This window comes from Azospirillum sp. OGB3, from assembly GCF_014192915.1.
In the GTDB taxonomy this organism is placed as follows: domain Bacteria; phylum Pseudomonadota; class Alphaproteobacteria; order Azospirillales; family Azospirillaceae; genus Azospirillum.
On record NZ_JACHYN010000010.1, the window covers coordinates 85,547 to 112,520 of the forward strand.

Annotated in this window: 26 protein-coding genes; 16 read left to right on the plus strand and 10 right to left on the minus strand. The window is 68.1% G+C overall.

The window, feature by feature from the left end; genetic code table 11:
* The first annotated feature begins 1 nt into the window (after position 1).
* The gene (locus FHW79_RS19575) at positions 2 to 1,636 is read left to right on the plus strand and encodes a septum formation initiator (RefSeq protein WP_183180501.1); all 1,635 of its coding nucleotides are present in this window, start codon (positions 2 to 4) and stop codon (positions 1,634 to 1,636) included.
* 97 nt (positions 1,637 to 1,733) lie between these two features.
* Here FHW79_RS19575 and FHW79_RS19580 read toward each other — a convergent pair whose 3' ends face one another.
* Complete coding sequence (locus FHW79_RS19580) at positions 1,734 to 3,599, minus strand: flagellin (protein ID WP_183180502.1); 1,866 nt, start codon at positions 3,597 to 3,599, stop codon at positions 1,734 to 1,736.
* A gap of 394 nt (positions 3,600 to 3,993) precedes the next feature.
* On the opposite strand from FHW79_RS19580, the gene FHW79_RS19585 reads away from it, so the two are divergent.
* Together FHW79_RS19585 and FHW79_RS19590 are read left to right on the plus strand one after the other, a co-directional pair.
* On the plus strand, positions 3,994 to 4,461 hold the full coding sequence (locus FHW79_RS19585; RefSeq protein ID WP_094305964.1) for a RidA family protein: 468 nt from the start codon (positions 3,994 to 3,996) through the stop codon (positions 4,459 to 4,461).
* Positions 4,462 to 4,548: 87 nt separating this feature from the next.
* On the plus strand, positions 4,549 to 5,751 hold the full coding sequence (locus FHW79_RS19590) for a GNAT family N-acetyltransferase (protein WP_183180503.1): 1,203 nt from the start codon (positions 4,549 to 4,551) through the stop codon (positions 5,749 to 5,751).
* Between the two features lie 24 nt (positions 5,752 to 5,775).
* Here FHW79_RS19590 and FHW79_RS19595 read toward each other — a convergent pair whose 3' ends face one another.
* Complete coding sequence (locus FHW79_RS19595) at positions 5,776 to 6,252, minus strand: nucleoside deaminase (protein ID WP_183180504.1); 477 nt, start codon at positions 6,250 to 6,252, stop codon at positions 5,776 to 5,778.
* Positions 6,253 to 6,432: 180 nt separating this feature from the next.
* Here FHW79_RS19595 and FHW79_RS19600 point away from each other — a divergent pair, with 180 nt between their 5' ends.
* Complete coding sequence (locus FHW79_RS19600; RefSeq protein WP_183180505.1) at positions 6,433 to 7,746, plus strand: pentapeptide repeat-containing protein; 1,314 nt, start codon at positions 6,433 to 6,435, stop codon at positions 7,744 to 7,746.
* 3 nt (positions 7,747 to 7,749) lie between these two features.
* Here the strand turns inward: FHW79_RS19600 and FHW79_RS19605 are convergent, their stop codons facing one another.
* Positions 7,750 to 8,862, minus strand: a complete 1,113-nt coding sequence (locus FHW79_RS19605; protein ID WP_183180506.1) for a CoA transferase — start codon at positions 8,860 to 8,862, stop codon at positions 7,750 to 7,752.
* 179 nt (positions 8,863 to 9,041) lie between these two features.
* Between FHW79_RS19605 and FHW79_RS19610 the strand changes: the two genes are divergently transcribed.
* Positions 9,042 to 9,233: a DUF1508 domain-containing protein gene (locus FHW79_RS19610; protein WP_183180507.1), complete on the plus strand. Its 192-nt coding sequence runs from the start codon at positions 9,042 to 9,044 to the stop codon at positions 9,231 to 9,233.
* Between the two features lie 70 nt (positions 9,234 to 9,303).
* On the opposite strand, the gene clpA is transcribed toward FHW79_RS19610, so the two are convergent.
* The 4 genes from clpA to FHW79_RS19630 form a co-directional block, all read right to left on the minus strand.
* Positions 9,304 to 11,619 (minus strand): ATP-dependent Clp protease ATP-binding subunit ClpA, encoded by a 2,316-nt coding sequence (clpA, locus tag FHW79_RS19615; RefSeq protein WP_137140099.1) that lies wholly within the window; start codon positions 11,617 to 11,619, stop codon positions 9,304 to 9,306.
* Positions 11,620 to 11,627: 8 nt separating this feature from the next.
* A complete protein-coding gene (gene clpS, locus FHW79_RS19620) occupies positions 11,628 to 11,954 on the minus strand; it encodes an ATP-dependent Clp protease adapter ClpS (protein ID WP_038529118.1) in 327 nt (108 codons plus the stop codon).
* A 455-nt stretch (positions 11,955 to 12,409) separates the two neighbouring features.
* Entirely contained in the window at positions 12,410 to 12,895 is a 486-nt protein-coding gene (locus tag FHW79_RS19625; protein WP_183180508.1) for a phasin family protein, read from the minus strand.
* 268 nt (positions 12,896 to 13,163) lie between these two features.
* On the minus strand, positions 13,164 to 13,700 hold the full coding sequence (locus tag FHW79_RS19630) for a phasin family protein (RefSeq protein WP_114859191.1): 537 nt from the start codon (positions 13,698 to 13,700) through the stop codon (positions 13,164 to 13,166).
* A gap of 420 nt (positions 13,701 to 14,120) precedes the next feature.
* Here FHW79_RS19630 and FHW79_RS19635 point away from each other — a divergent pair, with 420 nt between their 5' ends.
* The gene (locus FHW79_RS19635) at positions 14,121 to 14,882 is read left to right on the plus strand and encodes a peptidase (RefSeq protein ID WP_183180509.1); all 762 of its coding nucleotides are present in this window, start codon (positions 14,121 to 14,123) and stop codon (positions 14,880 to 14,882) included.
* Between the two features lie 89 nt (positions 14,883 to 14,971).
* On the opposite strand, the gene FHW79_RS19640 is transcribed toward FHW79_RS19635, so the two are convergent.
* The gene (locus tag FHW79_RS19640) at positions 14,972 to 15,679 is read right to left on the minus strand and encodes a hypothetical protein (RefSeq protein WP_348984220.1); all 708 of its coding nucleotides are present in this window, start codon (positions 15,677 to 15,679) and stop codon (positions 14,972 to 14,974) included.
* Between the two features lie 511 nt (positions 15,680 to 16,190).
* On the opposite strand from FHW79_RS19640, the gene FHW79_RS19645 reads away from it, so the two are divergent.
* Entirely contained in the window at positions 16,191 to 17,417 is a 1,227-nt protein-coding gene (locus tag FHW79_RS19645; protein ID WP_348984221.1) for a D-alanyl-D-alanine carboxypeptidase, read from the plus strand.
* A gap of 77 nt (positions 17,418 to 17,494) precedes the next feature.
* Here FHW79_RS19645 and FHW79_RS19650 read toward each other — a convergent pair whose 3' ends face one another.
* Positions 17,495 to 18,331: a substrate-binding domain-containing protein gene (locus FHW79_RS19650; protein ID WP_183180512.1), complete on the minus strand. Its 837-nt coding sequence runs from the start codon at positions 18,329 to 18,331 to the stop codon at positions 17,495 to 17,497.
* A 112-nt stretch (positions 18,332 to 18,443) separates the two neighbouring features.
* Positions 18,444 to 19,139 carry an ABC transporter permease gene (locus FHW79_RS19655; RefSeq protein ID WP_183180513.1) on the minus strand — a complete coding sequence of 232 codons (696 nt, stop codon included), beginning with the start codon at positions 19,137 to 19,139 and terminating at the stop codon, positions 18,444 to 18,446.
* Between the two features lie 119 nt (positions 19,140 to 19,258).
* Between FHW79_RS19655 and fdhD the strand changes: the two genes are divergently transcribed.
* From fdhD to FHW79_RS19700, 9 genes are all read left to right on the plus strand, one after another.
* The gene (gene fdhD, locus FHW79_RS19660) at positions 19,259 to 20,140 is read left to right on the plus strand and encodes a formate dehydrogenase accessory sulfurtransferase FdhD (protein WP_183180514.1); all 882 of its coding nucleotides are present in this window, start codon (positions 19,259 to 19,261) and stop codon (positions 20,138 to 20,140) included.
* Positions 20,130 to 20,756, plus strand: coding sequence for a molybdenum cofactor guanylyltransferase MobA (mobA, locus tag FHW79_RS19665; protein ID WP_183180515.1), 627 nt, complete (start codon positions 20,130 to 20,132; stop codon positions 20,754 to 20,756). Before fdhD ends, mobA begins: the two co-directional genes overlap by 11 nt.
* Positions 20,753 to 21,247, plus strand: coding sequence for a DUF3305 domain-containing protein (locus tag FHW79_RS19670; RefSeq protein ID WP_114859184.1), 495 nt, complete (start codon positions 20,753 to 20,755; stop codon positions 21,245 to 21,247). The genes mobA and FHW79_RS19670 overlap by 4 nt, the downstream gene beginning before the upstream one ends.
* A 138-nt stretch (positions 21,248 to 21,385) precedes the next feature.
* The gene (locus FHW79_RS19675) at positions 21,386 to 21,958 is read left to right on the plus strand and encodes a DUF3306 domain-containing protein (RefSeq protein WP_183180516.1); all 573 of its coding nucleotides are present in this window, start codon (positions 21,386 to 21,388) and stop codon (positions 21,956 to 21,958) included.
* 290 nt (positions 21,959 to 22,248) lie between these two features.
* Positions 22,249 to 22,860 carry a molecular chaperone TorD family protein gene (locus tag FHW79_RS19680; protein WP_183180517.1) on the plus strand — a complete coding sequence of 204 codons (612 nt, stop codon included), beginning with the start codon at positions 22,249 to 22,251 and terminating at the stop codon, positions 22,858 to 22,860.
* A gap of 176 nt (positions 22,861 to 23,036) precedes the next feature.
* Positions 23,037 to 23,237 (plus strand): formate dehydrogenase, encoded by a 201-nt coding sequence (locus tag FHW79_RS19685; RefSeq protein WP_183180518.1) that lies wholly within the window; start codon positions 23,037 to 23,039, stop codon positions 23,235 to 23,237.
* 15 nt (positions 23,238 to 23,252) lie between these two features.
* Entirely contained in the window at positions 23,253 to 26,141 is a 2,889-nt protein-coding gene (locus FHW79_RS19690) for a formate dehydrogenase subunit alpha (RefSeq protein WP_183180519.1), read from the plus strand.
* Positions 26,142 to 26,161: 20 nt separating this feature from the next.
* Positions 26,162 to 26,758: a formate dehydrogenase FDH3 subunit beta gene (gene fdh3B, locus FHW79_RS19695; protein ID WP_014239715.1), complete on the plus strand. Its 597-nt coding sequence runs from the start codon at positions 26,162 to 26,164 to the stop codon at positions 26,756 to 26,758.
* Complete coding sequence (locus tag FHW79_RS19700) at positions 26,755 to 26,949, plus strand: hypothetical protein (RefSeq protein WP_035672067.1); 195 nt, start codon at positions 26,755 to 26,757, stop codon at positions 26,947 to 26,949. Before fdh3B ends, FHW79_RS19700 begins: the two co-directional genes overlap by 4 nt.
* Positions 26,950 to 26,974: the final 25 nt, after the last annotated feature.

Sequence of the window (26,974 nt, forward strand, 5' to 3'; positions counted from 1 at the left end):
CATGCGCCGTGCCATGAACCGCCGCCTCCGCCTTTTGCCGCTGCTCGCCGCGCTGGCGCTGCCGCCCCTCCACGCCGCGACCGCCCAGGACGCGGCGCCCCAGAACGCCCCGGCCCGGACCGAACAGCGCCAGGAACAGCGCCAGGACGGGCCGAAACCGGCGGAGCGGGCCGGCGGCGGCTTCGACGCCCAGCGCAGCGAGACCAGGCATCAGCTGCCTTTGCCCTCCGGACCACTCGCCTACACGGCGGTGGCGGAGTTCCTGCCCCTGCGCGACGGTCCGCGCGAGGAAGCGGCGGCCCGTGTCTTCACCGTCACCTATACGCTGGATGGGGGTGCGCCGGATGGGGGCACGCTGGACGGGGCGCCCCGCGGCCGGCGGCCGGTCGCCTTCGTGTTCAACGGCGGGCCGGGGGCCTCCTCGGCCTATCTGCACCTGGGCGCCCTGGGGCCGAAGGTGGTCGGCTTCAACGACGACGGGTCGCTGACCCGTCCGCCGGCCCCGCTGCTCGACAACCCGGACAGCTGGCTGGCCTTCACCGATCTGGTCTTCGTCGATCCGGTCGGCACCGGCTACAGCCGCGGCATCCGGCGTGACGGTGGCAAGGAGGAGGGCGCGCGGCGGGACGAGGACCCCGGCAAGCGCTTCTGGTCGGTCGACGCCGACAGCCGGGCCATGGCGGAGATCGTCCGGCTCTGGCTGACCCGCAACGGGCGCTGGGAGTCGCCGAAGTTCCTGGTGGGGGAAAGCTATGGCGGGTTCCGCATCGCCAAGATGGCCAACCGGCTGATCGACGACACCGGCATCGCGGTCAACGGGCTGATCATGGTGTCGCCGGTGGTCGATTTCGCCACCATCCGCGGCGGCGGCGGGCTTCTTGTGCCGGCGCTGCGGCTGCCCTCCTACGCCGCCTCCGCCGCCGCCAACGGTCTGGTCGCCGGGACCGCGGAGCAGGCGGCGGAGGCGGCCGAGCGCTACGCCCTCACCGGATACCTCACCGGGCTGGCCGGGCTGGACTACCGCCGGCCCGGCGCGGCGCAGGGCTTCTTCGCCGAGGTGGCGCGGACCACCGGCCTGCCGGAGGAGCTGGTCACCCGTTTCCGCGGCGAGATCCCCACCGACGTCTTCGCCCGCGAACTGCTGCGTGGGAAGGGGCGGGTGGCCAGCGTCTACGACGGCACCTTCACCGCCGCGGACCCCGACCCGTCGGCGGCGCGCCTTCCCTTCGATCCCTTCCTGAAGGGCACGGTGCCGACCTACACCACCGCCTTCGCCGCCTACGCCCACGAATGGCTGGGCGTGCGGACGGAGGTGCCGTTCGAGCTGCTCAGCGACCGGGTGAACCGGGGCTGGGAATGGCCGCGCTCCGGCCAGCCCAGCGCCGTGGACGATCTCCAGACGGCCCTGACCCTGCAGCCCGCGCTGCGGGTGCTGATCGCCCATGGGCGCACCGACCTCATCACTCCCTACATGGCGTCGCGCTGGGTGGCCTCCCGCCTGGAGCTGCCGGAGGGGCAGGCCGACCGGGTGGCCGTGACGGTCCATGAGGGCGGGCACATGATGTACACGCGGGCGCCCGAGCGCGCGAAGCTCGCCGCCGACGCCCGGGCCCTGATCGAGGCCGCCCTGCGGTAGGGAGCGCGGGTGTCCAAAGGAAAACAGGCGCCCCGGTGGGGGCGCCTGCTGCGCAATGCCTTGCCTCGGCCTGTGGTCGCCGGCTGGACCTTGCCGGTTAGAACAGACGCAGGATCGACTGCTGCGACTGGTTGGCCAGCGAGAGGGCGATGGTGCCGAGCTGCTGACGGGTCTGCAGCATCAGCAGGCTCGCGCCTTCCTCGTTCTGGTCGGCCAGCGTCAGCTTGTTGGCGCCTTCGACCAGCACGTCGCTGAACTCCTTGGTGAAGGTTTCGCGGGTCGTGATGATGTTCAGGTTGGTCGACAGCGTCTGCGAGGCCGACCGCAGGGTCTGCTTCGCGTAGTCGATGCTGGCGACCGCCTTGTCGATGTCGGCGCGGTCGGTCCAGTCGTTCTGCGCGTAGTCCAGACGCAGGCCCTGGCCGCTGGTGCTCAGGTTCTGCGACTTCACCGTGATCGCGTTGGTGTTGCGCTCGTTGAGCTGCACCGTCAGATCGTTGGAGGTGTTGGCGTCGGTCACCTGAACCGAGACCAGGTTGGCCGCCGAGTTGGCCGCCGCCGCCTGCTTGATGCTCTTCTGGTCGACGTTGAAGCGCACCGTGCCGGTGTCGAACGCGAAGGCGTTCTCGCCTTCCGACAGCTTGCCCTCGCCGCGCTTGGCCATGCCGTCGCGGGTCACCGTGGCGCCGCTCAGGTTGCTGACCTGGATCTGGATGTCGACCTTCTTCTCGATGGTCGAGATGCCGTTGCCGTTGTTGGAGGCCTGCTCCAGCAGCTTGCGGTCCACCACGAAGGACACGACGGTGCCCGACGCGAAGCTCTCGGAGATGCGCTTGGTCAGGGCGTTCTCGGCGGTGGCCTTGACCGTCATCTCGCGGGCGGCGTTGGTCGTCGTCGCGCCGGACAGCGTGATCGTGCCGGTCGTGCTGACCGTGACGGTCTGGACGTCCTTGCCGCTGAGGCGGCCGTTGGCGCCCAGCGCGCTGTTGATCGACGCCTTGAGCTGGTTGGCGATGTTGATGCGGGCGGTCTGGCCCGTCGCCACGTCGCCGGCGGTGGCGGTGTAGGTGAAGGTCTGGTCTTCGACGGTGATCGTGAAGCTGTCGCCCGCCTCGATCGTGCCGCCCATGGTCACCTGGGTGACCTGCGGCGTGCCCGTCTTGGCCGCCGTGGTCGTGTTGGCGGCCATGGTCTGGCTGTTGTCGAAGTAGGTGATCGTGCGGGATTCGTTGCCGTCCGTGATGATGAAGGACCGCTCGCGGCCCGACGCGCCGCGGACTTCGATCTGCACGTCGGAGAAGCTGCCGAGCGTGGTGGCCATCGTGCCGGACAGCTTCAGGCCGACCAGGCCGTGGGCCATTTCGGCGCTGTTGATCTCGCCGGCCGCGCCCTCGATGGAGCCGTCGCCCTTGATGCGCACCGAGTAGGTGTCGGCCGACACCACGTTGGTGACGCGGGCGTTCTCGATGCCCTGGATGGTGTTGACGGCGCGGCGCGACTCGCTGGTGGAGTCCATGCGCAGCCCGTTGCCGGCCAGCAGGTTCTTGCCGGCATAGCCGCTGTCGCCGGCCAGCTTGTCGATCTGCTCCTTCAGCGCGTTGAACTGCGAGGCCAGCGTCTTGCGGGTGGCGACGGAGCCGGCGTCGGTGCCGAGCGCGGAATAGGCGGCGGTGGTCAGGCCGCGCGCCTGCTCGATCATGCTTTCGATCGCGGTCACGCCCTTGTCGGCGGCCTTGATGGTGCTGATCGACTGACCCATGGCGTCCTTCAACGACGACAGGTCGCCGGCGCGCTGGGTCAGGCTCTTCGCTGCGAAGAACGAAGTCGGGCCGTCGAGCGCCGAGTTGATCTTGTTGCCGGTCGAGAGGATGTTCTGCTTGACACCGATCTTGTCGTTCACGCTCTGCAACTGCAGCAGATTCGTGCGCATTGACGCGGTGAGAGTGACGTCGTTGATGGCCATGGTTCCAAGTCTCCTTCTGAGGCTCGCCCCGCGGCTGGTGCTTGAAACCGAAGCGAGGCAACGTGCATTTGCGCGACCCTCCCCTATCAAGACCCGTGCCAATTCGCGGAATAGCCGGTAACCTATTGATTCTATGGATTATGATTGCGGCTTGGGCGGCTGGCGGGCTCTGGCTGGCAGGACGGACCTTCCTACGGCGGTGGAAAGTTTTGCCGGGCAGAAAGGGTGTTGCGCTCCGGAGTCCGGGACAAAACTTCCCAGTTGGCGGCCCGCTTGGGGTGCCGCTAAGCCCTTGGTGCCGGCAGCGGAGGGGGCTATCGTCGGGGGGCGCATCCATCGGGGCGCCATCCACAGGGGCGTTCTCGGCGCCCGCAACGAGGACGGAGGAACGAGCATGGCCGGACGCATCGAGGCGCGGCTGAAGGAATTGGGGATCGAGCTGCCGCAGGCGGCGGCTCCGGTGGCGGCCTATGTGCCCTACACCCAGTCAGGCAACACGCTCTACGTGTCGGGGCAGGTCACCGTATGGAACGGCGAGCGCCGCTTCGTCGGCAAGCTGGGGCAGGACTTCACGGTGGAGCAGGGGCAGCAGGCGGCGCGGCTGTGCGCGCTGAACATCATCGCCCAGGCGAAGGCGGCCTGCGGCGGCGATCTCGACCGGGTGGTGCGCGTGCTGCGGCTGGGCGGCTTCGTGAACGGCACCCCGGACTTCCACGACCAGCCGCTGGTCATCAACGGCGCGTCGGAGCTGATGATGCAGGTGTTCGGCGACGCCGGGAAGCACGCCCGCGCCGCGGTCGGTGCCCCGTCGCTGCCCGGCAACGTGGCCGTCGAGGTGGACGCCATTCTCGAACTGGCCTGATCCGGGGCTCCGGCCGGGGTGGGCGGACCTCTTGCCGCGGCGCGGCAAAGCGCCCACCTCCCTCGGCGTACCCGTGAAGGAGAGAGCATGCCCGACGGCAAGGACACCGGCCCAGGCGCCGGGGAGGCCATCACCGTCAAGGTCCTGACCGGCATCGGTCTGGCCGATCCCCAGGAATGGGACGCCTGTGCCGGGCCGGACAACCCGTTTCTCAGCCACGCCTTCCTGCTGGCGCTGGAGGAATCGGGGTCGGCCACCGGCCGCACCGGCTGGCAGCCCAGCCACCTCGTTGCCCTCGACGGGACGGGGCGGATCATGGGCGCGGTGCCGCTCTATCTGAAGAACCATTCCTACGGCGAGTATGTCTTCGACCACGCCTGGGCGCACGCCTACGAGCGGGCGGGCGGGCAGTATTATCCGAAGCTGCAATGCGCCGTGCCCTTCACCCCGGTGCCGGGGCCGCGTCTTCTCGTCCGGCCCGGCGCCTCGACCCACGGGACGGAGGCGGTCGCCGGCGCCTTGATCCAGGGCATGGAGGAGGTGGCGCGGCGCTACGGCGTCTCCTCGGTCCACGTCACCTTCCCGGAGGAGGGCGACTGGCGCCGCCTCGGCGCGGCCGGCTGGCTGCTCCGCGAAGGCGTGCAGTATCATTGGGAGAACCGCGGCTACGCCAGTTTCGACGACTTCCTGGGAACCCTGAACAGCCGCAAGCGCAAGGCCATCCGCAAGGAGCGGCGCGAGGTGGCGGAGAGCAGCGTCCGGCTGCACAGCCTGACCGGCGCCGACCTGAAGCCGGAGCATTGGGACGCCTTCCACCGCTTCTATCTGGAGACCGCCGACCGGAAATGGGGCGGCGGCTATCTGAACCGCGCCTTTTTCCGGTTGCTGGGCGAGACCATGGCCGACCGGGTCATGCTGGTGATGTGCGAGGACGGCGGGGAATGGGTGGCCGGCGCCCTGAACCTGATCGGGGCCGACGCCCTTTATGGCCGCAACTGGGGCTCCGACGGGAGCTACCGCTTCCTGCATTTCGAGGCGTGCTATTACCGCGCGCTGGACTTCGCCATCGAACGCGGCATCGGCCGGGTCGAGGCCGGCGCCCAGGGGGAGCACAAGATCCAGCGCGGCTACCTGCCGGTGCCGACCTACAGCGCCCACTGGGTGGCCGATCCCGGCTTCCGCCGCGCCATCGCGGACTATCTGCGCCGCGAGCGGCCCGGCGTGGCGGCGGAGCGCGAAGCGCTGATGGAACTGTCACCCTACCGCCAGGATGGCGTGCCGGAGCAATAGGGCCGGATCAGTAGGCAACCCGGATCAGTAGGGAATGCGGTCGGGCCGGGCGGCCCATTCGTCGAAGACGGCGCGCGCCTCGTCGGCCAGCAGGCGCTGCATGGGGATCGCCCGCTGCTCCAGCGGCATGGCGATTTCCGTGTAGAGGAAGGCGTCGTCGAAGCCGATGGCCGCCGCGTCGTCGCGCCCGTTGGCGTAGACGATGCGCTCGATCCGCGCCCAATAGATGGCCGACAGGCACATTGGGCAGGGCTCGCAGCTCGTGTAGACGGTCGCCCTGGCGAGGCTGAAGCTGCCGAGGTCGCGGCAGGCGTTGCGGATGGCGACGACCTCGGCGTGCGCCGTCGGGTCGTTGCTGGAGGTCACGCAATTCCACCCCTCGCCGATGATCCGACCGTCCCGCGCGATGACCGCGCCGAAGGGGCCGCCGGCGTTGCCCTGCATGTGGGTGCGGCTGAGCGCGATGGCGCGGCGCAGGCAATCGGTGTCGAAACTCGTCATGCTTTCCCTCTTCTGAACCCCAACCGCGTTGTCGTTCAATCGTTTAGTGACTGTTTCACGGCCCAGGCCCGGCATGCGCGCGGGGCATTGCAGGGACGGCGGACGATTGGGGATTTCTCCTTTACTGCCCCTGCGCAAGGCGTAGTGTGGGCCGGACCAGCCGACCGACGGACCCGCCCGATGACCGACCGCACCATGGAATTCCTGAAGCAGGTGCGGGACCATCTATTCTATCTCAAACTGAGGCCGGGCGGTGTGCGCCTTCAGGCGAAGGGCGTCGATCTGTCGAGGCTGCGGCTGAAGGGTTTCAACCTGCAAACGGCCATCCTCACCCAGGGCAACTTCTCCGACGCCCAGCTCGAGGAGGTCAGCTTCGCCATGTCCGACCTGTTCGGGGCGAATTTCAGCCGGGCGAAGCTGGTGGGGTCTTCCTTCGCGCGGGCGGACCTGCGCGGGGCGAACTTCCTGAAGGCCGACCTGACCCGCACCGACTTCGAGGGGGCCGACCTGCGCCCCGGCCAGATCATGGTCCACCGCGCCGGGCGCGAGGACGAGGAGGAGGAGCGGCGGCCCGCCAATCTGACGGACGCGCGGATGGACGGCGTCAGCTTCAAGGGCGCCGACCTCAGCCACGCCGAGCTGGCCAACGCCTCGACGGCCGGCGGCGACTTCAGCAACGCGAACCTGTTCGCCGCGAATCTGGCCGGGGCCGACCTGACCGAGGCGAATTTCAGCGGGGCCAAGATGAAGCGCGCCGTGCTGAACGGCGCCAACCTGACCCGCGCCGTCCTGCGCAACGCCGACCTGCGCGAGGCGACCCTGCGCAACGTCGACCTGACCGTGGCCGACACCCAGGGCGCCAACCTGAGCGGCGCCGTCTACATGCGGAACGCCGACGCCTTGCCGACGCCGGTGCGCAGCGTGCTGGACGCCCACATCCTGTGGATCAACAGCGGCGGTGGGGCCGGGCTGCGGGCGGACTTCACCGGGATGGACCTGCGCGGGCTGGACCTCACCGCCTGCGACCTGTCGGGCGGGGTGTTCCGCGACGCCAACCTGGACGAGGCCCGGCTGTCCAACGCCTCGCTCTCGCTGGCCGATTTCGGCGGGGCGAGCCTGCGCCGGGCGCGGCTGGACCAGGCGGTGCTGACCGGGGCGAACCTGAGCGGGGCCGATCTGACCGGGGCGGATCTCCACGGTGCCGACCTCGGCATGGTGGACCTGCGCAACCCGGACGGCACCCCGACCGGGCGGAGCTGGCCGGCCAACCTGACCGGCGCCACCCTGACCGCCGCCGACCTGCGCGGCGCCCGGCTGACCGGGGCCAAGCTGGCCGGCGCCAGCTTCGAGATGGCCAACCTCGCCTCCGCCGACCTGCGCGGCTGCGACGACGCGGCGGCGAACCTGTCGAAGGCCAGCCTGATGGGCGCCCGCCGCGGCCCGCTGGACGCGCGGCCGCCGCGCGACGGCGGCGGGCCGCTCATCGCCCTGTAGCCACTACTTCCAGGCGGCGAGCACCGCGGCGGCGGTGGACTCGCGCAAGGGGGCGCGCTCGGGCGGCGTGCCGCCGTCGACGCGCAGGCCCATCAGGGTCTCCACCAGCGGCTCCGGCCCCGGCGTGACGCGGATCTGGCCGCGGGCGGCGATGTGCGGGTGGTCCGGCATCTCCGCCAGCGTCGGCAGCGCCTCGAAGCAGCAGTCCACCGGGTCGAGCAGCGCCTTCCAGTCGGCGAGGCTGCGGCTGGCGAACAGGGCGTCCAGCTCCGCGATCAGGGCGGTCTGGGGCAGCGGGTCGCCCTGCCGGGCGATCCAGTCGGGGTGTCCCACCGCTTCGCAGAAGCCTTGCCAGAACTTGGCCTCCAGCGCCGACAGGGTGGCGAAGCGGCCGTCGGCGGTGCGGTAGATGCGGTAGCAGGCGGCCCCGCCCGACAGCAGCGCCTCGCCGCGGGCCGGGACCTCGCCGCGGGCGTCGGCGGTCAGGTTGAAGCCCTGCCAGCCCAACACCGTTTCCATGATCGACAGGTCGAGGAAGCAGCCCTCGCCGCTGCGCTGGCGCCCGAACAGGGCGGCGACCACCGCCAGCGCCGCCTGCTGGGCCGACGCGAAGTCGGCGACCGGCGGGTGGCTGATCGAGGGGCGGTCGGGCGTGCCCGAGGAATCCAGCCCGCCGCCGACCGCCATGTAGTTCAGGTCATGGCCCGCCCGCCGGGCGTAGGGACCGCTGCTGCCCCATCCGGACAGGCTGGCGTGGACCAGCCGCGGATTCAGCGCGCGCAGCCGGGCGTGGCCGACCCCCAGCTTGTCCAGCACGCCGGGGCGATAGCTTTCCACCAGGGCGTCGGCGCCGGCGATCAGCGTCTCGAAGGCGCCGCGGTCGCCCTCGTCCTTCAGGTTCAGGCGGATGACGGTCTTGCCGGCGTTGAGGAGCTTGTAGGCGGCGGTCGTGCCGTCGGCGTCGGTGGGACCCATCTGGCGCAACGGGTCGCCGCTCGGAGCCTCCACCTTCACCACCTCCGCGCCGAGGTCGGCGAGCATCTGGGCGGCGTAGGGGCCCGGCAGATACTGGCCGAGGTCGATGACGCGCAATCCGCTCAGGAAGGGCAGGGGCATGGTGCGTTTCCTCATTCTTCGTTTTTGGGCTTCGTTTTTGGGCTTCGTTTCTGGGGCTTTGTTCTGGTGGCGCCGCCGGGGAGGAGTGTCCGCGATGGGGCGTCCGGAATGCAACCGTCCGCCCTTCACAATCGTGCCGCCTCCACCGTCGATATGAGACCAATGGTCAGGAGGAAAACATGTCCGCGGGCAAAGCTCCCAAGTACAAGGTCTACAAGGATCACCGCAACGAATGGCGCTGGACTTTCCACGCCGCGAACGGGGAAGCCATCGCCGTCAGCAGCGAAGGCTACACGGCCGAGCGCGACTGCCTGCACGGCATCGCCCTGATGAAGAGCTCCAGCGACGCGGTCGTCCTGGTCGAGGAGTGAGCACCGGGTTACCGGACAAAAAGAAAGGGGGCCTTGCGGCCCCCTTTTTCGCGTTGCGTGCGACGCGGCGTCACTCCGCCAGTTCGTGCACGACCTCGTCCTCGTCCTCGTCGCCGGAGCGCCGCTTGCGCGACCCCTCGGTGTACTCGAAGGCGGGCTTGTCGTCCTTCACGGTGACCTTGACCAGACCGCCCTTGGCGAGCTTGCCGAACAGCAGCTCCTCCGCCAGCGGCTTCTTCAGGTGCTCCTGGATCACGCGGCCCAGCGGACGCGCGCCATAGAGCGGGTCGTAGCCCTTCTTGCCCAGCCACTCGCGGGCCTGATCGTCGAGTTCGATCGTGACGCCGCGGTCCTCGAGCTGCGCTTCCATCTGCATGATGAACTTGTCCACCACGCGGTTGATGACCTCCTGGGTCAGCGGCGCGAAGGGGATGATCGCATCCAGACGGTTGCGGAACTCCGGCGTGAACAGCTTCTCCACCGCTTCCATGTCCTCGCCGACCCGACGCTCGCGCTCGAAGCCGATGGCCGGCTTGGCCATGTCCGAGGCGCCCGCGTTGGAGGTCATGATGAGGATGACGTTGCGGAAGTCCACCGTCTTGCCGTTGTGGTCGGTCAGCTTGCCGTGATCCATGATCTGCAACAGGATGTTGAACAGATCCGGATGCGCCTTCTCGATCTCATCGAGCAGCAGCACGCAATGCGGATGCTGGTCGATGGCGTCGGTCAGCAGGCCGCCCTGGTCGAACCCGACATAGCCCGGAGGGGCGCCGATCAGACGGGAGACGGTGTGCCGCTCCATATACTCCGACATGTCGAAGCGGGTCAGCTCGATGCCCAGCGTGAGGGAGAGCTGGCGGGCCACCTCGGTCTTGCCGACGCCGGTCGGGCCGGTGAAGAGGTAGTTGCCGATCGGCTTCTCCGGCTCGCGCAGGCCGGCGCGGGCCAGCTTGATGGCGGAGACCAGCGCGTCGATGGCCTTGTTCTGGCCGAAGACCATGGTCTTCAGGTCGCGCTCCAGGTTGAGGAGCGTCTCCTTGTCGTCGCGGCTGACCGACTTCGGCGGGATGCGGGCGATCTTGGCGACCACCGCCTCCACGTCCTTGACGGAGATCTTCTTCTTCCGCTTGTTCTCCGGCAGCAGCATCTGCGCGGCGCCGACCTCGTCGATGATGTCGATGGCCTTGTCCGGCAGCTTGCGGTCGCCGATGTACTTCGCGGACAGCTCCACCGCCGAACGGATCGCGTCGTTGGTGTAGCTCACCCGGTGATGCTTCTCGTAGTAGGTCTTGATCCCCTGGAGGATCTTGATCGCATCCTCGACCGTCGGCTCGTTGACGTCGATCTTCTGGAAGCGCCGGACGAGCGCCCGGTCCTTCTCGAAATAGTTCCGGTATTCCTTGTAGGTCGTCGAACCGATGCAACGCAGCGAGCCGGAGGCGAGGGCCGGCTTCAGCAGGTTCGAGGCGTCCATCGCACCGCCCGAGGTCGCACCGGCGCCGATGACCGTGTGGATCTCGTCGATGAAGAGGACGGCACCTTCCGTGGCCTCCAGTTCGGAGACGACGGCCTTGAGGCGCTCTTCGAAGTCGCCGCGGTACCGCGTACCGGCGAGCAGGGAGCCCATGTCGAGCGCGAAGATGGTGGCGCCCTTCAGCACCTCCGGAACCTCGCCATGGACGATGCGGCGGGCCAGCCCCTCGGCGATGGCGGTCTTGCCGACACCGGGGTCACCGACATACAGCGGGTTGTTCTTCGACCGCCGGCACAGGATCTGGATGGTCCGTTCGACCTCCTGCTCCCGTCCGATCAGCGGATCGATCTTCCCGCTGGCCGCCTTCTTGTTCAGGTTGACGCAATAAGCCTCTAGGGCTTCGCTGCCTTTCTTCACGACCTTCTCCGCCGCCGCGTCCTCGTCGGCTCCGGTAACGCGCTTCGCTTCCGAGCGGCCCGGGGCCTTCGCGATTCCGTGAGAGATGTAGTTCACCGCGTCGAAACGGGTCATCTCCTGCTCCTGCAGGAAATAGACCGCGTGGCTTTCGCGTTCAGAGAACAGGGCGACGAGCACATTTGCTCCCGTCACCTCTTCACGCCCCGACGACTGGACGTGGATGGCCGCGCGTTGCAGCACCCGCTGGAAGCCAGCCGTCGGCTTAGCATCATCGGGCCTGTTCGTGATCAGGTTCGCAAGCTCGTTGTCGAGGTAATCCGAGAGTTCGGCGCGCAGTCGGTCCAGATCGACCCCACAAGCGCGCAAGACGGCCATGGCATCGGCATCCTCGGTCAATGCGAGCAGCAAGTGTTCGAGCGTCGCGTATTCGTGCCTGCGCTCGTTCGCATGGGCCAGGGCTCGGTGCAGCGTCTGTTCCAAGTTACGCGACAGCATCTGTGGCCTTAATCCTTTTCTAGCGTACATTGCAGCGGATGCTGGTGCTGGCGTGCAAAGTCCATCACCTGCGTGACTTTCGTCTCCGCCACCTCGTAGGTGAACACGCCGCACAAGCCCACACCCCGCCGGTGCACATGCAGCATGATCCGCGTAGCCTCCTCGCGCGACTTGGCAAAGAAGCGCTCCAAGACATGAACGACGAATTCCATAGGTGTGTAGTCGTCGTTCAACATCAAGACCTTATACATCGAGGGCTTTTTAGTCTTAGGCTTGGTTTTGATGACCACGCCCGTGGTGGTGCCCTCGTCGCCGTGCTTGTCGTTTTCGGCCATGGTCTCAACAGGTCAACATCGCGATGTACGTCGCATGAATGATATGAGAACTCCGGGCGCGGTGGGAAGGGGCCGTTTTCGGTGAGTCCCCATTTGGGAGAGGCCCATTCGGAACAAGACCTGCCCGGCTACCCCGGAATTGGTGGAAGGCATTTGAATTTGCGGCAGAACTGCCGCACCGGCGTGCCAAAAATGGCACGGCCCGCACCCTGTAGATGTCCCTCGCGCCCAAAAGAAACAAGCCCGGCGGTCTGCACCGCCGGGCTTTCCCGGAACTTCACAACGCCGTGAGGCGGCAGGATTTAAAGCGGTACCGCCTTGCGCCGTCCGCACCCCCGGACGATAGCGTCCCGGGGGTGGCGGAGGTGGGAGCCGCCCCGGCCCTGCGGCCGGGCCTGTGGGATTGCGGGCTCCGGGACATTTTGTCTCAGGCTGACGTCTGGGACCGGCCTGGATCAGGCGGCCTTCGCCGCGACCGGCTTGGCCAGCGTCTCGACCGTGACCTGGAGGCGGTCGTTGATCGGCGCGAAGGCGTCCTTGGCGGTCTTCAGCGACAGCTCCTGCAGCTTGGCGCTCTCCTTGACGAAGGTCTCGAAGCTCGCCTTGGCGAAGCTGCTCTGCAGCTCGACCAGTTCCTGGACGGTCTTGACGGCCAGCAGGGCCTTGCCGGTGGCGGCGCTCTTCTCCAGCGAGGACTGGGTGAAGGAAGCGACCTGCTTGCCGGCTTCCTCGGCGCCCTTGGCGACGATGGTGCCCGACTTCACGACGGCGTCGACGTTGCCCTTGGTCAGGGCGGTCAGCTCGTCGAAGCCCTTGAGGATCTGGGCCGAAGCCTTCTCGAACTGCTCCTGCTGGGCCTTGACCAGGCCGTCGACGTTCAGCTTGGCGGCGGAGACGGCGTCTTCGAAGGTCTTGGTGGCGGCGGCGAACTTGTCGGTCATGGAACGGCTCCTCGAATTTCATCGGGTTGACCCGCGCCGGACCCACCGATTGGCGACCGCGCGGATGATCCGACCAACGACCCCGTGGCTTCGGGCGTCGGGTCGATGTTGCAATGCAACATGACTAAACTTAGGGCAGGTTCCCGTGGCTGTCAACGGGTTTTTGTGCGGTGCACAAAAACTTTGACGCGTCCTTGCCGGCCCCTTCACGCGCGGAGCCCGGCCGTCGGGAAACGGCCGGGCTCCGTGGTTTCGCCGTGTGGGCGGATCAGGCCGCGATCGGCTTGGAGAGCGTGCTGACGGTGACCGACACGCGGTCCTTCAGCGGGGTCAGGGCCGCCGTCGCGACGCGGGTGCCGATGCCCTGGAGGCGCGAGGACTCCGCGACGAAGGCGTCGAAGCTGGCCTTCACATACTCGCTCTGGAGATCGACGACCTCCTTCAGCGACTTGGCGGTCAGCAGGGCCTTGCCGGTGGTGACCGACTTGTCGAAGGAGGCCTGGGCGTAGGCGGTCACCTCGCGGGTCAGCTCCTCCGCACCCTGGGTGGCGATGCTGCCGCTCTGGATCAGCGCCTCGACGTTGGCCTTGTTCAGGGCCTGCAGCTCGGAGGAGATCTTCAGGAGCTGGGCGGACAGCTTCTCGACCTGCTCCTTGGTGGCGGAGGCGGTCTGCTCGAACGTCTTCGCGGCCTGCTCCTGGCCGGCCTTGACGAAGCCCTCGACCTGCTCCTTGGCCTGGGCGGCGGCGTTCTCGAACGCCTGGGTGGGGGCGGGGGCTGGCTTGGCCTTCGTCACGGTCGTCATGCCTTGCGTTCCTTCCTTCGTCGAAGCCCGGCGCGCATCAACCCGGACCGGCGGACCGTCCGCCTGCGGGGCGCAGACCGGCTGCGTTGGGGAGGCCCGGACGGCTCCGGGCCCGAAAATGCTGCAGTGCAGCAATGGCTAAACTATGGGCAGATGTCCGTGGAGTCAACAAAGAATCTTGTGCGTCGCACAATATATCAGTTGAGCCCGGTCCCTTTGCTTGGTGGGTACGGTGCAAGCTCCACCGTTCCGCCCCATGGGAAATCCGATCCACTTCGGCTCGACTGGGCGGAGCCTTTACGAAAGCTTTACCGCCAATCCTGCCCAATCATACCCTGCCCGCCGAAGGGACGCGCTTCGGCCAAAGGTCAGACCAACCGCGGCGGAACGTCGCAGCTTTCAGTTCGGGAACGTTCTTTCATGACCTATTGCCTCGGCATCAAGACCCGCGACGGCCTGATCGGCCTGTCCGACGGGCGCATCACCAGCGGCTCGCAACTGTCGTCCGCGCGCAAGGTGACCATGGTGGGCGGCGGCGGCGACCGCTTCTTCATCCTGAACTCCGGCCTGCGCAGCGTGCGCGACAAGACGCTGGCCTACCTGCGCCGCGACATGTCCCGGCGCCGCGGCGAGACCTACCCGACCATGTTGGACGCGCTGTCGGCCTTCACGGCCTGCCTGCGGCAGGTGGCGGCGGAGGACAAGGAGGCGCTGGAGGCGTCCAAGCTGGCCTTCAACCTGCACGCCATCATCGGCGGCCAGCTCGCCGAGGACCGCGAGCCCTACATGTTCCTGGTCTATCCGGAGGGCAACTGGATCGAGGTGGACGAGCGCACGCCCTACCTGTCGATCGGCGCCACCGCCTACGGCAAGCCGATCCTCGACCGCGCGCTGTCCTACAACACGGACATGCGGACGGCGCTGAAGATCGCCTACCTGTCCTTCGACAGCACGCGCTTCTCGTCCAACGACGTCGGCTTCCCCATCGACATGGTGACCTTCAACGCCCAGGAGCGGCTGTGGCGCCAGTCGAACTTCGACTACGACGATCTGGTCGAGCAGCGCCTGTGGTGGAACCGGAACATCACCGAGCTGGCCCGCCGCATGCCGGACGGCCCGTGGGTGGGCACGCTGCTGGCCGCCGGCGCGCGGGCGGATGTCGCCGAGGAAGAGGTGGTCTAGTTTCCTGCCCCCACCCCGGCCCTCCCCCTTGCGAAGCGGGGGAGGGCCGGGGTGGGGACCCGGGGTGGGGACAATGTCAGCCCTGCCCGCTACTTCCCGGCGAACAGCCAGGAGCCGAAGGGCGCGGTCGGGCCGACCAGCCCGTCGCGGCCCACCTGGACCTCGAACACCACGCCGGCGCTGTCCACCTGTCCGCCGGTCGGCAGGGTGCGCGGCGCGTCCTGCGGGCGCGGCAGGGCGGGGTAGGGCACGCCGGTCCCCTGGCCGCTGCCCTCCAGCTCCTTCAGCGGCCCGTCGAACCGGATGTCGGAAAAGCGGTCGGACGGGTAGGGGTAGGCGTTGAAGAACCAGCTTCCCCGCCGGCAGCCGTTGATCAGCCAGTAGACGCCGTTCGACGGCAGGCGCACCCCGCTCGGCGCCGGCTCGAAGGCGCCGCTCTCGTAGAGGCGCAGGACGAAGAGGGCGAACTGGCGCGGCGACAGCTGGGCCTTGGCCACCGGGCCGCGGGCCACCGCCGCCGGGTCGTCCAGATCGATGCGGGCGAGGTCGGTGGCCTCCAGCACGCGCGCCTCGACCAGCGCGCCGCCGGTGCCGCGGTCGCCGACGATGTCGTAGGTCCGCACATGCTTCTGATAGTCGGCGTTGAAGACCAGCCGGTAGCGGTCGGTCTCCCCCTTGGTGCAGGCGGCGCGCAGGTCGTCGCCGTTGAGGTAGCTGACCCAGGTGAGCTTGCGCGCCACCGGGTTGTCGGTCGGCCCGACCGAGGCGCAGCCGGCGAGCAATCCCGCCGCCGCCACCGTCAGCCCCGCAATCCTGGCAAATCTCCCTCTTCGTCCGTCCCGTGAAACAGCGCGCGGAGTCGGCGGGCGTCGCTCGGGCGGGCGGGTCATGAGGTGCCTCGCGTCCAATCGGGAGGGGAAAAGGTCCTGCGCTTCCGGGAAGATGGATCGGCGGTCGCGCTCCTTCAACGCGGTTCGCCCCGTACGGGTCCGTGCCTCATCCAATTTCGTCACAGCGCTGCCGAAGAAATCGAAGCGGCAAATTAACGAATTGTCGCTAGACACTGATTTCCATGGAATTTACCATTGCGCCAAACAGCAAGTATTAGCCTTTGGCGGGGGCATCATGAACGTAACGGGCCAGACCGTTCGAAGCCTGCTTTTGGCGTTCGCTTGGCGCGGGCGCGAAACGGAGGGGGAACAGGCCACAGAACGTTTGGCGAATGGACGTTCGACTCTGAGAAGTGCCTTCGGCATTACCTCTTTCGTTCGAGCGCTGCGCGGACGGAGGCTGTGCGGCGCCCTGGCGGTGCTGGCGGTGACCGTGCTGGCGCCGCTGCCGGCGCTGGCCGCGAAATACGCGGCGATCGTCGTGGACGCACGCACGGGCGAGGTGCTGCACGAGGAGAACGCCGATACCCTCACCTACCCGGCGTCGCTGACCAAGATGATGACGCTCTACCTGACCTTCGACGCGCTGGACGAGGGGCGGCTTCGGCTGGACCAGGCGCTGCCGGTGTCGGCCTGGGCGGAGGCGCAGTCGCCGACCAAGCTCGGGCTGCGCGCGGGCAAGACACTGCGGGTGGAGCAGGCGATCCTCGGGCTGGTCACCAAGTCGGCCAACGACGCCTCGGTCGTGCTGGCGGAGGCGCTGGGCGGCAGCGAGGCCAAGTTCGCCGAGATGATGACCCGCAAGGCCCGCGAGTTGGGGATGCGCAACACCGTGTTCCGCAACTCCAACGGCCTGCCGAACATGCAGCAGGTGACCACGGCGCGCGACTTCTCCATCCTGTCGCGGGCGATGCTGTCCGACCACTCCCGCTATTACCCCTATTTCAGCCGCCGCGCCTTCGTCTATGGAGGGCGCAGCCTGAACAACCACAACCGGCTGATGTCGCGCTACGAGGGCATGGACGGCATCAAGACCGGCTACACGGTGGCCAGTGGCTTCAACCTCGCGGCGTCGGCGGTGCGCGACGGGCGGCGTCTGGTCGCCGTGGTGCTGGGCGGCAAGTCCGCGGCCGCGCGCGACGCCCGCATGGAGGCGATCCTCGACAAGGCGTTCGACAAGCCGAGTCGCGGGTCTGAGGCGCCGGTCGTCGCCCGCGCTGGCGACGAGGACGCGCCGCGCGTCACCGCCAAGGGCAAGCCGCCGGCCAAGGCGGAGACCATCGCGCAGCTCGCCTCCACCGTCTCGACCCCCGCCGCGGTCCGTCCGCCGGCCCGCGCCCGCGACGAGGACGCCGAGTCATCGAAGGCGGACGGGGCGAAGGCGGACGGGTCGAAATGGGGTGTGCAAATCGGCGCCTTCTCCACGCGGGAGGCGAGCAACCGGGCGCTGACCCAGGCGACCAAGCAGGCGCCCTTCCTGCTGCGCGCCGCCAAGCCGGCGGTGACGCCGGTGAAGGCGAACGGCTCCACCGTCTACCGCGCCCGCATGGTCGGGCTGGACGAACGGACCGCCCGCAAGGTCTGCTCGGAACTGACCCGCAACGGACACCGCTGCGTTACGGTGTCGCCGAACGAGAAGCTGTAGCCGGCGCTTTTCCGCCCTATGAAAAAGGCGCAGCCCCGCGGCTGCGCCTTTTTTCGTGCCCGCGGAGCGGGGGCCGGTCAGGCGCCCGGCTCGTTGGCGTTCGGGAAGAACAGCGAATTGCCGTTGATCTTGTAGTCCGCGATGGCTTGCTGGCCCTCGGCGGAGACCAGCCAATCGACGAAGGCCTGCCCGTCGGCGGCCTTGACGTGGCTGAACTTGGCCGGGTTCACCAGCATCACGCCATACTGGTTGAACAGGCGCTTGTCGCCCTCCACCAGGATGTCGAGGTCGCCGCGGTTCTTGAAGCTGAGCCAAGTCGCGCGGTCGGTCATGGCGTAGCCGTTCACGGCGGCGGCGGTGTTCAGCGTGGCGCCCATGCCCTGGCCGATGGCGCGGTACCAGCCGTCGCCCGCCGCCGGATCGACGCCGGCGGTCTTCCACAGCGCCTGCTCCGACTTGTGGGTGCCGCTGTCGTCGCCGCGCGACACGAAGGGGGCCTTGGCCGCGGCGATGCCCTTCAGCGCGGCGGAGACGTCCTTGCTGCCGCCGACCTTCGCCGGGTCGGCCTTCGGCCCGACAATCACGAAGTCGTTGTACATGACCGGCTTGCGCTCGGTGCTGAAGCCCTCGGCGACGAACTTGTCCTCCGACGGCTTGTGATGGACGAACAGCACGTCGGCGTCGCCGCGCTTGGCGATGTCGATGGCCTGGCCGGTGCCCTTGGCGACCACGCGGACCTCGATCCCGGTCTTCTCCGTGAATTTCGGCAGGATCGACTTGAACAGCCCCGAATCTTCGGTCGAGGTGGTTGAGGCCACGGTGATGAAGCGGTCGGCGGCGGTGGACGGCTGAACGGAGCCGAGCAGCAGAGCCGCCGCGGCGGCGCATCCCAGCACGAAAGAACGGCGCAGCATCGGACTATCCCTCTCCATGGTCTTGCCCGCCTTGGTTGCGGGCTGTGGCGGCGACTATGGGAAAGTTCGAGCGGCTTTGCAAATTTTCCAGAATTGGCGTGCGAATGGCGGCTCAGGCTCGCCGCGTCTCCCGCACCATGGCGGCGGCGAGGTTCACCGACAGCGACAGCGTCATCAGGATGACGCCGAGGCCGAGCGCCAGCGGCAGGTCGCCCTTGCTGGTCTCCAGCGCGATGGAGGTCGTCATGACGCGGGTCACCCGGTCGATGTTGCCGCCGACGATCATCACCGCCCCGACCTCCGCCGAAGCCCGCCCGAAGCCGGCCAGCACGATGGTCAGCAGGCTCCAGCGCGCCTCCGACAGCAGGGTGCACAGGGTGGTCAGCGGCCCGGTCCCCATCACCCGCAGCAGGTCGCCATACTCCACCAGCAGATCCTCGACGATCTGGCGGGTCAGGGCGGCGACGATGGGCACGATCAGCACGGTCTGGGCCACGATCATCGCGGTCGGGGTGAACAGCAGCCCCAGCACCCCCAGCGGGCCGGAGCGCGACAGGATCAGATAGACGATCAGTCCCACCACCACCGGCGGCAGCCCCATCGCCGTGTTCAGGAACAGGGTCACCGCGCGCCGTCCCGGAAAGCGGAAGGCGGCGACGGCGGCGCCCAGCGGCAAGCCGATCAGGGCCGACAGCAGCACGGCCGTCAGGCTGACGCGCAGCGACAGGCCGACGATCCCGACCAGACCGGGGTCGAAATCGGCGATCAGGTGGAAGGCGGTGACAAAGGCCAGACCGAACTCATGCATAAGGATACTCGTGCATACCAAGCGCTCGCGCGTCAAACCGGGGCCGCATCGCTTCCGTCTTGCGGGAGCCGATCATCCGCCGCTTGCCCCGGCGCGCAATCTTCCCCACTCTTCCGGTTATGGACCTCTCGGAATTCACCATAAGGCCGGACCCGGCGAATCCCAAGCTGACGGAGCGCGTTTCCGGGCTGGATCAGGACGGGCGCCCGGTGGAGGCGTCGGTCACCGTCGAACGGCCGCTGACGCTGTACCTGAACGGGCAGGAGATCGTCACCATGATGACGATCGCCGACTACCCCGATTATCTGGCGGTGGGCTATCTGCTCAACCAGAACATGCTGAAGCGCGACGACCAGATCACCGGCATCGACTACGACGAGGAGATCGACACCGTCGTCGTCCGCACCGAGCGCGCGACGAACTACGAGCAGAAGCTCAAGAAGAAGACGCTGACCTCCGGTTGCGCCCAGGGCACCGCCTTCGGCGACGTGATGGAGACCTTCGAGTCGGTGCGGCTGAATCCCGACGCGCGGCTGAAGACCTCCTGGATCTACGCCCTGTCGAAGAAGATCAACCTGACTCCCAGCCTCTATCTGGAGGCCGGCGCCATCCACGGCTGCGTGCTCTGCCAGGACGACCGTCCCCTCGTCTACATGGAGGACGTCGGGCGGCACAACGCGGTGGACAAGGTGGCGGGCTACATGCATCTGCACGGCGTGCCGGCGCACGACAAGATCTTCTACACGACCGGGCGCCTGACTTCGGAGATGGTCATCAAGACGGTGCAGATGGGCATCCCGATCCTGATCTCCCGCTCCGGCTTCACCGCCTGGGGGGTGGAGCTTGGGCGGCAGGCCAACCTGACCATGGTCGGACGGGCCAAGGGCAAGCGCTTCCTCGCCCTGGCCGGCACCGACCGGCTGGACTTCGACGCCGACCCGGCCGCGGTCGGGGACGAGGGCGGACGCCACCAGCGCAAGGGGAGCCGCGATGACGAGTGAGGGCATTGCCGGCGTGCTGCTGGCCGGCGGCCTGTCGCGGCGCATGGGCGGCGGCGACAAGAGCCTGCGCACGCTGGGCGGGCGCAGCATCCTGGAGCGCATCATCGCCACGGTGCGCCCGCAGGTCGGGCCGCTGGTGCTGAACGCCAACGGCGATCCGGCGCGCTTCGCCGCCTTCGGCCTGCCCGTGGCGGCGGACGTGGTGGAGGGCTTCGCCGGGCCGCTGGCCGGGGTGCTGACCGGGATGGAGTGGGCGCGGGCCAACGCGCCGGACTGCCGCTGGCTGGCCAGCTTCGCCACCGACGCGCCCTTCATCCCCGGCGATCTGGTCGCGCGTCTGGTCGCGGCGGTGGAGCGCGAGGGCGCCGACCTCGCCTGCGCCCGCTCCGACGGGCAGGAGCATCCGGTCTTCGGGCTGTGGCGGGTGGACCTCGTCGGCGACCTCCGCCGCGCCATGGTGGAGGAGGACATGCGCAAGGTGGACGCCTGGACGGCCCGTCACCGTCTGGCGGTTGCCGACTTCGCCACCGATCCGGTAGACCCCTTCTTCAACACCAACCGCCCCGACGATCTGGCGGAGGCGGAACGGCTGATGGCGGCGGGACTGGTCCGATGAGCGAGACCTTGAACAAGATCGAGACGATGGCCCTGGGCATCGTGCTGGAGCGCCGCAAGGGCACCAGCGCCTGGGCGGAATGGGCGTGGCGTCCGGTGTCGGTGATCCCCGGCGCCCCGCCGGTCGATGGTCCCTGGCGGTTGCTGCGCGAGGGGGAGGGCTGGGCGCATTTCCACGCGGCGACCCTGCCGCTGGAGCTGTTCCGCAGCGACACCGAAGGCTACAAGCTGAACCTGTCGCAGGAGCCGCCGCGCCTCTGGGTCGTGCTGCGCCCGGACGAGACGGGCGAGCCGGGGGGCGTCGTGCCCTTCGTCGTCACCGCGTCGGCCCACGAATGCGAGGCCTATCAGGTCAGCGGCGTGGAGATGGTGGAGACGGTGCCGATGCCGCCCGAGGTCACGGCGCTGGTCCGCGACTTCACCGAGCAGCACCATGTGGATGTCCCCTTCGTGAAGCGCGAGCGCAAGCGGCACTTCCCGAAGCAGGGGTGATGGATTTCTGATGGGGTGCCAAGCCTTGCCCCCCTCCCGGCCTCCCCCCGCTCCGCAGGGGGAGGAGCTGATTCCCTCCCCTGCGAAGCGGGGGAGGGTTAGGGTGGGGGCAAGGTCCGGCAATCCCCGAGACACAGCATGACCGACGAATCCTTCCTCTCCCGCTGGTCCCGCCTGAAGCGGCAACCCGCCGCCCCCGCTCCGGAGCCGGTGGAGCCGCCGCTTGCCGAGGAACCGCCCGCGCAACTCCCGGTGGATGCGGCGGCTGAGACTGCCACGGAGCCCGCGCTGGACGCCGATGACCCGCTGAAGGACCTTCCGCCCGTGGAGGAACTGACGCTGGAGTCCGACTTCACGCCCTTCCTGCGGGCGGAAGTCCCGGATGACCTGCACCGTCAGGCGCTGCGCAAGCTGTGGACCTCCGACCCCGTCTTCGCCAACGACGACGGGCTGAAGGACTACGCCGACGACTACGCCAGCCTGTTCACCGGCTCCTCGCCGGTGAAGACGCTCTACCGCGTCGGCAAGGGCTTCCTCGACGCCGCAGAGGAAGCGGCGGAAAAGGCGGAGCAAGCAGCCGGCGGTGCGGCCGCGGACAGCGGCGCCGATGAAGACGGGAAAGAAAAAGCGGTGCTTCCCGAAGGTCCGGAGCCCGAGCAGGCCCCCTCTGCTTCGCAGGAACCGGGTATCGATATGATAAAAAGAGCATAGCGCCAGTCCAGCCCAAGTCGCGGTAAGCACACTTCTGAGTCAACCTTTGTTGACAAACACCGCGAATCTGCCCTTTAATATACCAATCCTGAACGTTAAGCCCCTGATATGGCGAGGCTTTTCGCAGGTGCAATATGAGGTTGTCGGTCCAGGGCGTCTCGGGCGCCGGCCCATGACGCCGTGAGCCTGCAACGGGCGAGCCAATGCGCCGCCGTTGTCGCGACGGGTGGGGCCGGGTGCCGGAGTTTTGCCGATCTGGTCCTTTCGTCGTGTCGGGAGGGATGAACGCCGTGTCCGTGACCGGTGAACACGATCCGTCGGCCCTGCCGCCGGAGGAGATGCAGCGGGCGCAGCTCTACGCGCTGCTGGCGCATCTGCTTGCCCGCCCGCCCGGCGGGGAGTTTCTGGCCGCTCTGTCGGCGCTGGACGGCGACGCGAGCCCGCTGGGGCAGGCGCTGAGCGGTCTGGCCGAGGCCGCCCGCGGCACGGACGCCGCCGCGGTGGAGGAGGAGTTCAACACCCTCTTCATCGGCGTCGGCGGCGGCATCCTGTCTCCCTACGGGTCCTACTATCTCACGGGTTTCCTTCACGAAAAGCCGCTGGCCGAGCTGCGCGGCGACATGGCTCTGCTGGGCATCGCCCGCGCCGACGATGTGAAGGAACCCGAAGACCACATCGCCGCCCTGGCCGAGATGATGGCGGGTTTGATCACCGGGGCCTTCGACGCCCCGGCCGATCTGGAGGCGCAGCGCCGCTTCTTCGACCGCCACATCGCCTCCTGGGCCGGCCGGTTCTTCACCGATCTGGAATCCACGCCGTCCGCCGCCTTCTACCGCGCGGTGGGCACGCTGGGTCACCGGTATCTGGAGGTCGAGGGGAAAGCCTTCGACATGGCGGCGTGACGGGGCGGCCTGAACAGGCGGCGGGGCCGCACACCGGCACCGCCGCCGAACAGACAGCAAAACAACGAGACCGGTCCACGACAAGGCCGGTCCGGAAACGCTCAAAACAAGGCCCGGAAACCGGGCGGCACATCGGTCTTCAGTCTCGGGGAAGCCGCGAAGAATAGGGTGAAGCTATGACGGACAAGAAGGAAAAGACCACGCTGGCGCGGCGCGACCTGTTCCGCGCGGCTGGATTGGGCGTCGGCGCGCTGGGCGTCGCCGCCGTGGGCGCCGTGGCGGGTGCCGAGCCGGTGCAGGCCGCCGAGCCCGCTCCCGCCCAGGGTTACCGCGAGACCGACCATGTCCGGACGGTCTACGAACTGAGCCGCTTCTAAGAAGGACCGCCGCACATGCTGACGAAGAAGAAAGCGGCCGCGTCCGGTGGCCGTTCGCTGTCGAAGATGGTTTCCGGCTTGACCGGCAACACCGTCGACCGTCGTTCGTTCCTCCGCACCTCGGGCATCGCCGCCGGTGGCGCCGCCATCGCCGCCACCATGCCCTTCGGCATGGTGAAGAAGGCCGAGGCGGTGACCGCCACCCCTGCCGCGGGCGCGCCGGTCAAGCTGGTCAAGAACGTCTGCACCCACTGCTCGGTCGGCTGCACGGTCACCGCCGAGGTGCAGAACGGGGTGTGGATCGGCCAGGAGCCGAGCTTCGACAGCCCGATCAACCTGGGCGCCCATTGCGCCAAGGGTGCCGCGGTGCGCGAGCACGCCCACGGCGACCGCCGCCTGCGCTACCCGATGAAGATGGTGGACGGCAAGTGGACCCGGATCTCCTGGGACCAGGCCATCCAGGAGGTCGGCGACAAGCTGCTGGCGATCCGCGAGAAGTCCGGCCCGGATTCGGTCTTCTGGCTCGGCTCGGCCAAGCACAGCAACGAGCAGGCCTATCTGATCCGCAAGTTCGCCGCCTTCTGGGGCACGAACAACGTCGACCATCAGGCCCGCATCTGTCATTCCACCACCGTCGCCGGCGTGGCGAACGTGTGGGGCTATGGCGCCATGACGAACTCGTACAACGACATTCAGAAGTCGCGCGCGATGTTCTTCATCGGCTCCAACGCCGCGGAGGCCCACCCGGTCTCCATGCTCCACATCCTGAAGGGCAAGGAGCAGAACAACGCCCCGCTGATCGTCGCCGATCCGCGCTTCACCCGCACCGCGGCCAAGGCCGACGAGTACATCCGCTTCCGCCCCGGCACCGACGTCGGCCTGATCTGGGGCATCCTCTGGCACATCTTCGAGAATGGCTGGGAGGACAAGGAGTACATCGCCAAGCGCGTCTACGGCATGGACGAGATCCGCGCCGAGGTCGCCAAGTGGACTCCGGAAGAGGTCGAGAAGGTCACCGGCGTTCCGGGCTCGCAGCTGAAGCGCGTCGCCCGCACGCTGGCCTCCAACCGTCCGGGCACGCTCGTCTGGTGCATGGGCGGCACGCAGCACCACATCGGCAACAACAACACCCGCGCCTATTGCGTGCTCCAGCTGGCACTCGGCAACGTCGGCGTGACGGGCGGCGGCACCAACATCTTCCGCGGCCACGACAACGTGCAGGGCGCCACCGACTTCGGCGTCACCTCGGACTCGCTGCCCGGCTACTACGGCCTGGCGGAGGGCGCATGGCGCCACTGGGCGCGCGTCTGGGACGTTCCGTACGAGGAGGTCCTGGCCCGCTTCAAGGACAAGAAGCTGATGGAGGCCACCGGCATCCCGGTGTCCCGCTGGTTCGACGGCGTCCTGGAAGCCAAGGAGAACATGGACCAGCCCGAGAGCATCAAGGGCATGGTCTTCTGGGGTCACGCGCCGAACAGCCAGGTCCGCCTGCCGGACATGAAGAAGGCGATGGAGAAGCTGGAGCTGCTCGTCGTCGTCGATCCGTTCCCGACGATGACCGCCGTCCTGTCCGACCGCAAGGACAACTTCTACCTGCTGCCCGCCGCCACCCAGTTCGAGACCGTCGGGTCGCGCACCGCGTCCAACCGCTCGGTCCAGTGGTGCGACAAGATCATGGAGCCGCTCTTCGAGGCGAAGACGGACCATGAGATCATGTACCTGTTCGCCAAGAAGTTCGGCTTCGCCGAGCCGATGTTCAAGAACATCAAGCTCCATGGCAACGAGCCGGACATCGAGGACACGACGCGGGAGTGGAACCGCGGCATGTGGTCGGTCGGCTACACCGGCCAGTCGCCGGAGCGGCTGAAGCTGCACATGCAGCATCAGGGCACCTTCGACAAGACCACGCTGCGCGCCAACGGCGGCCCGTGCGACGGCGACTACTACGGCCTGCCGTGGCCCTGCTGGGGCACGCCGGAGATGAAGCATCCGGGCACGGCCAACCTCTACGACACCTCCCTGCCGGTCGCCGAGGGCGGCGGCGCCTTCCGCGCGCGCTTCGGCGTCGAGCGCAACGGCGTGACGCTGCTGGCCGAGGGCTCCTACCCGGTCGGGTCGGAGATCAAGGACGGCTACCCGGAAGTCACCTACGCCATGCTCGACAAGCTGGGCTGGACCGGGGACCTGACCGAGGCCGAGATGGCGGTCATCCGGAAGATCGGCGGCGAGAAGATCGGTGCCGTGTCCTGGACCACCGACCTGTCGGGCGGCATCCAGCGCGTGGCGATCAAGCACGGCCTGAACCCGCCGGGCAACGCCAAGGCCCGCTGCGTCGCGTGGAACTTCCCGGACCCGGTGCCGGTGCACCGCGAGCCGCTCTACACGCCGCGCCGCGATCTGGTCGCCAGCTACCCGACCTACAAGGACACCAAGTCCTGGCGCCTGCCGACGCTCTACAAGTCGATCCAGGACCGCGACGTGTCGAAGGAGTACCCGATCATCCTCACCTCCGGCCGTCTGGTCGAGTATGAGGGCGGCGGCGACGAGACCCGGTCGAACCCCTGGCTGGCCGAACTGCAGCAGGACATGTTCGTCGAGATCAACCCGTTCGATGCCAACAACGCCGGCATCAAGGACGGCCAGATGGTCTGGGTCGAGGGTGCCGAGCAGGGCAAGGTGAAGGTCAAGGCCATGCTGACCGAGCGTGTCGGCCGTGGCGTCGCCTTCATGCCGTTCCACTTCGGCGGCCATTACCAGGGCCAGGATCTGCGCGCCAAGTACCCGCAGGGCGCCGACCCGATCGTGCTGGGCGAAGCGGCGAACACCGCCACGACCTACGGCTACGACTCGGTCACGCAGATGCAGGAAACCAAGACCACCCTCTGCCGGATCTCGGCGGCCTGAGACGCTAGGAGTTCATCACCATGGCCCGCATGAAATTCCTCTGCGACGCGGACCGCTGCATCGAATGCAACGCCTGCGTCACCGCCTGCAAGAACGAGCACGAGGTGCCCTGGGGCATCAACCGCCGCCGCGTCGTCACCATCAACGACGGCAAGCCGGGTGAGCGGTCGATCTCGGTCGCCTGCATGCATTGCTCCGACGCGCCCTGCAAGGCGGTCTGCCCGGTCGACTGTTTCTACCAGACCGAGCAGGGCGTGGTCCTGCACAACAAGGACCTGTGCATCGGCTGCGGCTACTGCTTCTACGCCTGCCCGTTCGGCGCCCCGCAGTACCCGCAGGCCGGCAACTTCGGCACCCGCGGCAAGATGGACAAGTGCACCTTCTGCGCCGGCGGCCCGGAGGCCGACAACACGGATGCGGAGTACAAGAAGTACGGCCGCAACCGTCTGGCCGAAGGCAAGCTGCCGCTCTGTGCCGAGATGTGCTCGACCAAGGCGCTCCTGGCCGGCGACGGCGACAAGGTGTCGGACATCTACCGCGAGCGCGTGGTCGCCCGCGGCTTCGGGTCCGGCGCCTGGGGCTGGGGCACCGCCTATCAGATGAAGGCGGGGTCGTGACCGTGATCCGCCGCACCGTCTGTGCGATGGCGCTCCTTCTCGTCACCCCGCTTCTGGCGGGGTGCAACGAGGAGGAGCAGGCGCGCCCGATCCATCTGGAGAAGGGCGCCTACCGCGGCGCCGCGGATACGCATCTGTCCGCGGATCAGGTCCAGGCGCTCCAGCAGCGCTCGGCCGGCCAGCGTTTTTGAGAGGGCGTTTCCGATGGGCGCGCTT

What these genes read in the sequence shown, in the direction of transcription:
- fdh3B (WP_014239715.1), top strand. Translation starts at nt 26,162, where the DNA reads ATGGCCCGCATGAAATTCCTCTGCGACGCGGACCGCTGCATCGAATGC.
- FHW79_RS19675 (WP_183180516.1), top strand. Translation starts at nt 21,386, where the DNA reads ATGACCGACGAATCCTTCCTCTCCCGCTGGTCCCGCCTGAAGCGGCAA.
- FHW79_RS19685 (WP_183180518.1), top strand. Translation starts at nt 23,037, where the DNA reads ATGACGGACAAGAAGGAAAAGACCACGCTGGCGCGGCGCGACCTGTTC.
- FHW79_RS19655 (WP_183180513.1), bottom strand. Translation starts at nt 19,139, where the DNA reads ATGCATGAGTTCGGTCTGGCCTTTGTCACCGCCTTCCACCTGATCGCC.
- FHW79_RS19595 (WP_183180504.1), bottom strand. Translation starts at nt 6,252, where the DNA reads ATGACGAGTTTCGACACCGATTGCCTGCGCCGCGCCATCGCGCTCAGC.
- clpS (WP_038529118.1), bottom strand. Translation starts at nt 11,954, where the DNA reads ATGGCCGAAAACGACAAGCACGGCGACGAGGGCACCACCACGGGCGTG.
- fdhD (WP_183180514.1), top strand. Translation starts at nt 19,259, where the DNA reads ATGGACCTCTCGGAATTCACCATAAGGCCGGACCCGGCGAATCCCAAG.
- FHW79_RS19590 (WP_183180503.1), top strand. Translation starts at nt 4,549, where the DNA reads ATGCCCGACGGCAAGGACACCGGCCCAGGCGCCGGGGAGGCCATCACC.
- clpA (WP_137140099.1), bottom strand. Translation starts at nt 11,619, where the DNA reads ATGCTGTCGCGTAACTTGGAACAGACGCTGCACCGAGCCCTGGCCCAT.
- FHW79_RS19610 (WP_183180507.1), top strand. Translation starts at nt 9,042, where the DNA reads ATGTCCGCGGGCAAAGCTCCCAAGTACAAGGTCTACAAGGATCACCGC.
- FHW79_RS19630 (WP_114859191.1), bottom strand. Translation starts at nt 13,700, where the DNA reads ATGACGACCGTGACGAAGGCCAAGCCAGCCCCCGCCCCCACCCAGGCG.
- FHW79_RS19625 (WP_183180508.1), bottom strand. Translation starts at nt 12,895, where the DNA reads ATGACCGACAAGTTCGCCGCCGCCACCAAGACCTTCGAAGACGCCGTC.
- mobA (WP_183180515.1), top strand. Translation starts at nt 20,130, where the DNA reads ATGACGAGTGAGGGCATTGCCGGCGTGCTGCTGGCCGGCGGCCTGTCG.
- FHW79_RS19575 (WP_183180501.1), top strand. Translation starts at nt 2, where the DNA reads ATGCGCCGTGCCATGAACCGCCGCCTCCGCCTTTTGCCGCTGCTCGCC.
- FHW79_RS19690 (WP_183180519.1), top strand. Translation starts at nt 23,253, where the DNA reads ATGCTGACGAAGAAGAAAGCGGCCGCGTCCGGTGGCCGTTCGCTGTCG.
- FHW79_RS19585 (WP_094305964.1), top strand. Translation starts at nt 3,994, where the DNA reads ATGGCCGGACGCATCGAGGCGCGGCTGAAGGAATTGGGGATCGAGCTG.
- FHW79_RS19650 (WP_183180512.1), bottom strand. Translation starts at nt 18,331, where the DNA reads ATGCTGCGCCGTTCTTTCGTGCTGGGATGCGCCGCCGCGGCGGCTCTG.
- FHW79_RS19580 (WP_183180502.1), bottom strand. Translation starts at nt 3,599, where the DNA reads ATGGCCATCAACGACGTCACTCTCACCGCGTCAATGCGCACGAATCTG.
- FHW79_RS19670 (WP_114859184.1), top strand. Translation starts at nt 20,753, where the DNA reads ATGAGCGAGACCTTGAACAAGATCGAGACGATGGCCCTGGGCATCGTG.
- FHW79_RS19635 (WP_183180509.1), top strand. Translation starts at nt 14,121, where the DNA reads ATGACCTATTGCCTCGGCATCAAGACCCGCGACGGCCTGATCGGCCTG.
- FHW79_RS19605 (WP_183180506.1), bottom strand. Translation starts at nt 8,862, where the DNA reads ATGCCCCTGCCCTTCCTGAGCGGATTGCGCGTCATCGACCTCGGCCAG.
- FHW79_RS19600 (WP_183180505.1), top strand. Translation starts at nt 6,433, where the DNA reads ATGACCGACCGCACCATGGAATTCCTGAAGCAGGTGCGGGACCATCTA.